The 8,534-nt window shown below is 60.6% G+C and carries 6 protein-coding genes and 3 pseudogenes; 4 read left to right on the top strand and 5 right to left on the bottom strand.

What is annotated here, in order from left to right; genetic code table 11:
• The first annotated feature begins 349 nt into the window (after window positions 1-349).
• Entirely contained in the window at window positions 350-1,162 is an 813-nt protein-coding gene (locus AWB68_RS40390; protein ID WP_087649779.1) for a class I SAM-dependent methyltransferase, read from the top strand.
• A gap of 337 nt (window positions 1,163-1,499) precedes the next feature.
• On the opposite strand, the gene AWB68_RS40385 is transcribed toward AWB68_RS40390, so the two are convergent.
• The 3 genes and pseudogenes from AWB68_RS40385 to AWB68_RS48575 form a co-directional block, all read right to left on the bottom strand.
• Window positions 1,500-2,012: a tyrosine-type recombinase/integrase gene (locus AWB68_RS40385; RefSeq protein WP_327384236.1), complete on the bottom strand. Its 513-nt coding sequence runs from the start codon at window positions 2,010-2,012 to the stop codon at window positions 1,500-1,502.
• Window positions 1,995-2,195, bottom strand: a pseudogene (locus AWB68_RS50180) (IS110 family transposase); the annotation flags it as partial. The pseudogene AWB68_RS50180 and the gene AWB68_RS40385, both read right to left, overlap by 18 nt.
• Before the next feature lie 994 nt (window positions 2,196-3,189).
• A complete protein-coding gene (locus AWB68_RS48575) occupies window positions 3,190-3,360 on the bottom strand; it encodes a hypothetical protein (RefSeq protein WP_160110162.1) in 171 nt (56 codons plus the stop codon).
• A 2,669-nt stretch (window positions 3,361-6,029) separates the two neighbouring features.
• On the opposite strand from AWB68_RS48575, the gene AWB68_RS40380 reads away from it, so the two are divergent.
• The 3 genes from AWB68_RS40380 to AWB68_RS40370 all read left to right on the top strand — a co-directional run bounded on the left by AWB68_RS40380 (window position 6,030) and on the right by AWB68_RS40370 (window position 7,300).
• Window positions 6,030-6,239: an antitoxin MazE family protein gene (locus tag AWB68_RS40380; protein WP_087649777.1), complete on the top strand. Its 210-nt coding sequence runs from the start codon at window positions 6,030-6,032 to the stop codon at window positions 6,237-6,239.
• Window positions 6,236-6,559 (top strand): type II toxin-antitoxin system PemK/MazF family toxin, encoded by a 324-nt coding sequence (locus AWB68_RS40375; protein ID WP_087649776.1) that lies wholly within the window; start codon window positions 6,236-6,238, stop codon window positions 6,557-6,559. The genes AWB68_RS40380 and AWB68_RS40375 overlap by 4 nt, the downstream gene beginning before the upstream one ends.
• Before the next feature lie 393 nt (window positions 6,560-6,952).
• Window positions 6,953-7,300, top strand: coding sequence for a hypothetical protein (locus AWB68_RS40370; protein ID WP_125483212.1), 348 nt, complete (start codon window positions 6,953-6,955; stop codon window positions 7,298-7,300).
• Window positions 7,301-7,463: 163 nt separating this feature from the next.
• Here the strand turns inward: AWB68_RS40370 and AWB68_RS40365 are convergent.
• Window positions 7,464-8,026, bottom strand: a pseudogene (locus AWB68_RS40365) (Hsp20/alpha crystallin family protein).
• 38 nt (window positions 8,027-8,064) lie between these two features.
• Window positions 8,065-8,472 (bottom strand): annotated as a pseudogene (locus AWB68_RS40360) (Hsp20/alpha crystallin family protein).
• Window positions 8,473-8,534 lie beyond the last annotated feature (62 nt).

Genomic DNA, 8,534 nt, shown 5'->3' with positions numbered 1-8,534 from the left:
TTCTGCGAATGGAGGTAGGCAGTACACTTCCCCGCACATGCTGGTGGACCACGTGATTATCCGACTCAAACCGGCCAGGAGGAGCCACTCGACCAATGCTCGCGACCGTCCGTTGATAGGGGGACACGGGACGCGCATCGCGGACGCACTTGCCTATCTCGGCACAATGTCATATACGACGAGGTTCACTGTATTCATCGATGGTGGTGGCGTGACAGGACGAATTCCGAAACTCCCATGCAGTCTTGTACAAGTGGCCGAGCGGCACTAACCTGACCAGCATGCGTCGGCTCGGATCGCGTCAGTCCGATGTCGAGGTGCGATAGGGTGAACCGGATGGAGGTGTGACATGGAACAAGACGAATTCAGCGCCTTTGAGCGTCAGGGCTGGGAAACAGTCGCACAGCCGTATCACTCGTATTTTGGCGAACTGACGACGCAGTCCAATGATGCGTTGCTCGATGTGCTTGAGGTACGTGCGGGTGTCCAGTTCCTTGATGTCGCGTCAGGACCCGGCTATCTCGCGGCAGCAGCAGCGCGTCGTGGCGGCGATGCAGTCGGCATCGATTTCGCGGACGCGATGGTCCAGCAAGCGAGACGCATTTTTCCCGACGTCGTATTCCGTCCTGGGAGCGCCGAAGATCTGCCTTTTCCGGATATGAGTTTTGACGCGGTTGGTATCAGCTTCGGAATGCTGCATTTCGCTCGTCCCGAGGCCGCGCTCGCCGAAGCGTTTCGGGTGCTGCGATGTGGAGGCCGAGTCGCGTTTACCGTTTGGGCGCCGCCGAACCAGACCGTTGGATTCGGGATGGTGCTCAAGGCCATTGAGAAGCACGGTCGCATGGATGTCCAACTGCCTCCTGGGCCTCCGTTCTTCCGCTTCAGCGACGCGCACGAATCGGAGCGTGCGCTGCTTGATGCCGGCTTCGTTGAGCCCCGCATTGCGGAAGTCAGTCAAACGTTACGTATCCGAGCGCCCGAAACGCCTTTCGACGTCCTGATGCGCGGCGGTGTCCGCGTCGCGGCGATCTTGAAGGCGCAATCACCGGACGCGCTGGCTTCGATCCGGCAAGCCGTGTCCGACGATGCGGCATCGTATACGGAGAACGGTGAGGTGCAAGTCCCGATGCCGTGTGTACTTGCGTCCGCGAGAAAGCCCTGAATAGTCGTCGGCAGTAGACACAGAGGCGACCAGGAAGCGGGGAACTCCGGCTATGTCAGACCCGGCGGCGCGGGACGGAAGGCCGCTTTAGAGGGCGGTAGTGGCACTCGCCGAAAGGACCTCAGAGACAGGAACGAGTCGTCAACGAACATTCGATTTCTCCGACGGCGGCCATTCACGATCGACAAATCCAACCGGCCACTGAATGATGGCAATGGGGTCCTCACCTGCCGCTGACATGTCATTGAACCAACGGCAGCAAGGGCCGAAAACGCGCCACCGAGTTGCTACGGTGAAGGGCCGCTGCACTGCGAGATCGGGCAAATGGCTGCGGCCTTTACCAGTTCAGTTTGAGCCCGGACTCGGTTGCCCGATGGCGATCATCGTCATCCGCGTGCAGGTATTGACTGGTGGTCGAGATCGATGCGTGACCGAGGTTGTCGCGCACGTAACGCAGGTCAACCTGGCCGTCCATCATGTGTGAACCGGCGGTATGGCGCAGCCAGTGGGCCGAGGCTTGCCTGAGGCGTTCCGCAGCGCGTTCGCGAGGTTCGCCGCTCGACGTGAGATGGTCAATCGCATTCTCAAAGACCTGCTTCACGATCAGGTGCACGCCTCCGCGCGTCATTGGCCGATGCAGGCCACCGATCGGCAACAGCAGCGACGTCGGCTCGTGCGGGTAGGGCAGCGACGGCAGATCGTAGTGCTGCCGGTATCGAGCCAGCTCCGCCCTCAACTCCGCAGTGGCCGGCAGCAAGCGCTCCTTGTTGCCTTTGCCAGTGATAGCGAGCCACCAGCGCTCCTGGCCGTTGCGATCGCGCCGCTTGAAGAACGCATTATTCGCCGCGATCGCGACAGCTGCGCGCCGTAGCCACGGCGCTCGACCAGGTTTCGGACCCAGAGGCTGAAACGGTCCTGCTTCTCAGCGATGGGCGATGACGGAGCGAGCGCCGAGTACCAGCAGGCTACGCAGGTAGGCGTCGCAGGCTTTCGTGATGCTGACTAGTCGTGCTTTGACCGTGTGGCCGTATTGCTGGAACACCCGGGCCCAATGATGGGCACCGGAACACGCTTCCGTGCCGATGACACACGGCCGCAGCCGCGCATCCGGTTGTAGATCGCGGTCCGTTCCTCGACAAAACTTTTTTCTGCGCAGCGTCTATGCTGGTAGGGCGTTCCCGTCGAGCATGTCGAGGACGCGCTTTGCAATTCTTTGGTCTTGGTGCCCGCCTGATTGCCTACGGCGGGCTTTTTTTTGTTCAAGCACCATCAAAATTTAGCTTGATCAGTAGCTTGCAAATTTTCCTCGATAGTTATCCACAGACTCGTCCACTTTTTCTGTGCATAAGTTTCGCCAAAATTGGATCCCATTCCTAGGATCGGAGGCGGGAAAGGTTCTTCTATACACGTGCTTAATGTGGATAAGCCGAAAATTTTGCCTTGGCAGTAAGCTGTTCTGTTGCTGAAAGGCAACAGAAATGTCTGGCTCTGCTGCTTTTCCCCGGAGGCAAAGAAGCAGGCTCCCGCGCAACCTTACCCGGCGGGCTTTCCTTCGGCGGGCTTCTTTTTGTCCGTGGGCCTCCGCGCAGTGGGTGTTACACGGAATTCGCATAAGCTGCACCTAGCCCGCCTCTGCTCGATGGGGAGGATTGGTGGGTTAGGTCCGCGGGTTCCCCGTATCCTGCGGGCCGCTCTCCCGCCTGTACTCTCGTATTCCCGCGACGTCCCTGCCTACGGTCTGACGTGCCCTACGGGCTTATGCCCCAACAGAGAAAGAATCCGAGCCTTCCCCCGACCGCTTACGGGCCTCAGCCGTCCGACTGTCCAGCGGGCTATCGCGCGCCTCCGCGAGCAGCAATGGCTAGAGGTTTTGAAGGTCGCCACGGCCAACGTGTACCGCGGGAACTCGTCTGTGTTCTGGCAGGGCCCGCGCGGTCTCTCAAGAATTAAACGTCAACCGAGGCGCCCGACTCGGCCCGCCATGATCACGACTAGGCTGGGGACAATGCTCTCGGGAGTAACGCCAGTCATGGATGCTCCCACCAGCGATCGATCAGGCGCTGCGCCGCTTCAATGGTCGGCGCCGTGCAGATAAAGTGCCCCGCGTTGTCGCGGATGATGTAGCCGTAGCTGGTGGCCGTGATGTTGATCATGAATTTCCGGTAGGTCATTGGGGCGACAGGAACTTCAGGGGACATGCTTTTTTTTCCGAACAATGATGCTTACGTGAAAGCTGATAGAAAAACATGATCGTTCGCATGCGATGGATCGCCGCATATCGAGGCTCTACTCGAAGTAGCCTCGATCAGACGTCCGCAGGCGTGGGCGCGGAGCCGTCATCGGTCGTCCAAGCGCAGGAAAAGCGGGCTTGCAGAAAGAGTGGCACAGGACGCGGCAGGCGGGCGCAGGCGCCGTCGGGGATTCCGGGAGGTAGGCGCGCATCAGCGCCGCCCGGCAGCGGCGACGCAGGGGGCAGCAGGCGGCCGAGCAAGAAAAAAGCCCGCCGGAAGCGAGGCGGGCCTTTAAGAGGGGTTTACGCCCGGACCAAGGAGCGTACATCAAGGTTACCCCTTCGAGGGGCGCGGCGTGTGCGCGGCAGCCCGCACATCGCGCCAGCGCACCGGATATCTGGCGGCGGCGCTGGAGATCGTCAACGGAGGACCGCGCCGACCGGCAGGCGACGAGGCGCCTCCGGGCGCGGGTTGGACGTCAGCTCACTCCCGACAGCGTCGCTACGGCCGTTTCTGGTGCCGGAAGACAATAAAAACCCGCCGGCGAGGCGGGCCAAAAAACAACCTTGCGGCGCAACCGGATGCGCTGGCGGCAGTGGCAGGCGAGAACAAAACTTCTCACCTTCGATCGGTCATCCGCGCGCCAGAAGGGCGCCTGATGCGGCAGGCGGGCTCAGGCGCCGTCGGGCACGCTCCGGGCGTAGGCGCGGCATCAGCTCGCGCCCGGCCCCGACGACACGGGCCGTTTCTGGAGCCGCAGACAAAGAAAAAGCCCGCGAAGCGGGCTTAAAAAAGTAAAAGGAGATTTCGCGTCGGGACCAAGGACGGGAATTCAATGTATCACAGCCGCCGTTGCCGGCTGACGACGTAAGTTGGAGATTCTGGACGCCATTATGAAGCGCCATCTTGGCGGACGTTTCGTATCCAATCGTTTTGCCGCAGGATAAAGGTCTCCACTGCACGGCCATGGCGCCGGTCGTAGCGATACTGAAAGCTAGGGCGGTTGCCAGCACGCCACGCAGTCTTTGGCCTGATCGAAGACAGCGGCGGCGGCCATATCGAGGCGTGACCAAAACCGCACAGTCGGGCCGCTTATGGCCGTGACGCTCGCTCAACTTCAGGCTCGTGCATCCGCGTCGGTGACGAGGAGCGCCGGCGACGCCGCGACAGATAGCTGCTAGACAACGTAAAACGGTCCCCTTCGCGATTTCTCGCGACGTGATGGGATTGCCCGCTTCGGCGAGCTTTTTTTTGGCGTCATTGATTCCGGGTTAGTCTCTGAATGCGTTTCCCTCCCTGGGGACGGAACGTGTTGTAGATCACCTCCTCTTGGCCCGCTGCGGCGGGCTTTCTTTGTGGGTCTGCGCGTATTGGCCCTGCACCGTCCGGGTTAAGCTTCGGGTAGCCGCGTCCCATTCGTTGGTGGTGGGAAGCAGTCAGGTCCGTAGGTTCCTCCCCTTTCCTGCGGGCCGCTCTATTTCGACGCGATCGGGGTGCAGGTCCGCTATCCATGCGGCCTGTTCGACCTCTTCTGGTGAGGTACATCCCGCGATGTCGCATACGTCCTCCCCGCCGACAAACAGCTCCCCAGCCCATTGACCACTGGATGCGCGATAGATGCGCAGCAGGTAATTTCGTCGTCAAGGCTTCGCGGAGGGGACGCTATTTGGCGTGAATGTATCAGTCATAGTCAGTCTCAACCTGAGTGGTTATACGATGCGGCGATACGCCGCGAATACTTTAACGAACTCGCACGCCATTGCGGGTAGGCGTGGCGCCGGTCTGCGCGTATTGAGCGGCATTGAATTTGTCGATGGTGTCGCCTACGCTCAGTCTTGGTTGTGTCGGCTGGCTTGATTGATGCGGTGGCGCCACGAGGCCCATGAGTCTTCCATCCGGTTTCCACACTAGCGAGGCTAAGCGATGAACGATGACGCAGTTGGTAAATCCGTGCGAGTAGTAATGGCATACCCTGCAGCGACGGGTCGTCCAGCCACGTCGACATTGTTCACCGGTGATGCGAATACCTCCGACCGTGCAAACGACGCGCTTCCTTGGCTGCTGAGCCAGGGCTACACGATCGTCAGCGTAACCGGAGCCGGCGGGGCAAGCTCACTCGGAAATAACGGCACCGCGTTTCTCGTCGTTCTGCAAAGAGGATGAGTGACGGCGTGGCCTACGCGCAGTCCGGGTGGTCGATCGGGCTGAAAACGCCACATAACGGCCTCGCGCGCACTCGTATGTGCAGCGGTCGCGGACAAGTCGTTCCAGCGGCGCGACGGCCCGATTTGCTGGGTCCGCTCGCCGTTTCGCCCGATCATCCCCCATTCGTCGGGCGCCCATTTCGCCAGTCAAACCAACCATCGATGGTATCGGCTGAGATCCCTTGCTGGATAAGGGTTTCCGCGATCCCTATAGATATAGACACCAGATCTGGGAGCGATACCAAAACACGCCCGACACCATGAATCAATAGATTTGGTGCGCGAGTTATTCAAAAATGATTATGCGCGTAGGCGTACAGGGTTATGCGCGTAGGCGAATAATTGCCCACCCGCCGCTGAGAGCGAGCCCCTAACGTTGACTCGTTACATGAAACGGCCCACACTGAGTTACATGTAACCAAGGAGAGCATCATGCCGATTACCCTCTCGCAGCGCGTGCGCGCGCATCGCGACAACCTTCGCAAGGCCGGCCTGCGCCCGATCCAAATCTGGGTACCCGATACGCGCGCACCTGGATTCGCCAAGGAATGCGCACGCCAGTCGCAGGCCATCCGCGACAGCGCCGGCGAACAGGAAGACATGGATTTCATCGAGCGGATCACTGAGAACGAGTGGAAGTGAAGCGCGGCACCATCGTGACCGTCGCCATACAGGGAGATTTCGGCAAAGGCCGCCCGGCACTCGTCGTGCAATCCGATCTGTTCGCCAATCATGCGAGCGTGACCGTCTTGCTGATGTCGAGCGACCTCGTTGACGCGCCGATTCTCCGCATCAACGTCGAGCCGAGCCTACAAAATGGCCTGAACCTAAATTCTCAGATCCAGATCGACAAGATGTTCACGGTGCGCACCGAGAAGACCGGCAACGTGATCGGCGAGCTCGAGGACAACACGATGATCTCCGTCAACCGCGCGATGCTCGTGTTTCTCGGACTTGCATAGACCGGCCGCCGCGCGCGAGAACGGCAAAAAGGGCGGGCGGCCGCGCAAGGATCGGGAGGCGCACGCATGAGGGAGGAAGGCGCATGAGCAACAACGGGACGCGAGGCTGAGACATCGAGACATCAGCCGATGTCATCCCGGACCCGCATATGAGCTGGTCATTTGCCCGCTCGCGGCGCTTGCCTACGGCCTGACGCGCTGCGCCTCTCCCGCAGCAAGTGTTAATCCCGCTGCCAAACGAAGCCCGTTCCAGCTTGCGATCGACGAATTCAGCGCGCGGCATTGCGTCAGTATGTGACGAATGGATAGGCGCTATCGCGGTGCGGGACGGCCTATTGCTGAGCAAGTGCTAAGCAACTTCTGGATGCTTACGAAAGAAGAGAGACGAACGCCATGAATCAAATCATGATCAGTTGCGCGACGTATGCAAAGCTGTCTCGAGTCACAAATTTAACGGACTTAGACCCTCAGCAATGGGCCGATATGATCCTGGAGCAGATGGCGGACGAGCTTATTGAGGCGGCGGAGAAACCTGATGCTTTGAACGGAGGGAAGAGCGCAGGCCATCCGGATCGCGAACCGACAGAGGACGAAAGCACGGGCCTCCAATGGTGGAATCGGCTGCAAGAGCACGCCCGTCGCTACTGGATGGAACGGGCGGGCAACACGGGGCGCGCACTGGACGCATGGGAGGCCTACAAGCGCGAGCGCGGCGCCGACGATTCGCGTGAGATGGCGTAACTCAGAGCCGCTCACCGTCGCCGATTGCTCCGGCGGCAGGCAATCGCACGAGCGGACGAAAAGAAGCCCGCCATAGAAGACGGGCCAATCATCATGCGAGAGTTTTTGAGCAATGCACATGCCGCGTGCCGCCCCTGAAGTTCGTTCTTCTTGCCTGCTTGCCCTAGCCAATGTCGATCGTGCGACTCGCGGATCGCGCCGGCTCCGATTTCGGCACGGTCAACGTGAGCACGCCGTTGTCAAACTTTGCCAAGGCGTGATTCGTATCGGCGTTTTCCGGCATCGGGATGGTGCGCATGAAGCTTCCATAGGCGCGCACTAGCCGGTAGCAGCCGTCGTCCTCGCTGGGCACGTCCTGTTTTTCTCGCCGCGCAGCACGATCGCCCCATCCTCGACGCTCACGTTCAGGTCTTCGCGCTTCATACCGGGTAGTTCGGCGGTCACGCGCAGCACCTGCCCTTCGTCTACCACGTCGATGCGCGGCTGGAAGCTCGATGAACTGAAGTCGCCAAACCATCGTTCGAGCGCCCCACGGCCTGCAAACGGGTCATGAAAGAACTCCTCAACTGCGCGCCACGGTTTACGTGAGAACAGTCGCGGAATGCTAGGCCAGGAGGCACGCCACTGTTCGCTCGCCGGCGTGCTTTCAGGGCTGTCCTTATCGGACTTGCGGGCAGCCCCGCGAAGGAACTTGAAGGGGTTCCACTTTTTCAGATCGGCGTTCATCGGGATTTTCTCCTATCGTTGCCGCCCGCCTGCCGGCTTCAGTTCGTACGCACTTCGATCCGACGCGGCCGGGCTTCGTCGCGGCGCGGTATCGTCAGCTTCAGCACGCCGTCCTTCAGGTTTGCATCGATTTTCGATGCGTCGAAGTCAGCCCCGAGCGAGAACGCCCGCGCGAAGTGAGGCTGGCGGATCTCCGCGTGCTACAGGCGCAGCCCCGCCGGCGTGGGTACCACCGCCTCCGCCTCGATGTACAGGTTGCCGTCGTGCACCTTCACATCGAGCCGGTCCTTCGTGACGCCGGGCAGATCCGCCCACAGGGTGATCCCCTGTCTATCGTCGAAGATATCCACGGGCGGCGTTAGCGTGACCCGGCGTTGTGACGGGTCGTCTTCGCGCCGGGCCGCCGCCGTTTCGTCTTTCCTGACAAGTTTTGTCGTGTCGTTCATGATGTCCTCCTCAGTTCTGCGACGGTTTTCATTGAACAGTGACGGCCCGCGGCTTTGACGTC

Origin of the sequence: Caballeronia choica, assembly GCF_001544535.1 — a bacterium.
Lineage (GTDB): Bacteria > Pseudomonadota > Gammaproteobacteria > Burkholderiales > Burkholderiaceae > Caballeronia > Caballeronia choica.
The sequence above is the reverse complement of the archived record's forward strand: the minus strand, read 5'-3'. Positions and strand labels throughout refer to the sequence as shown.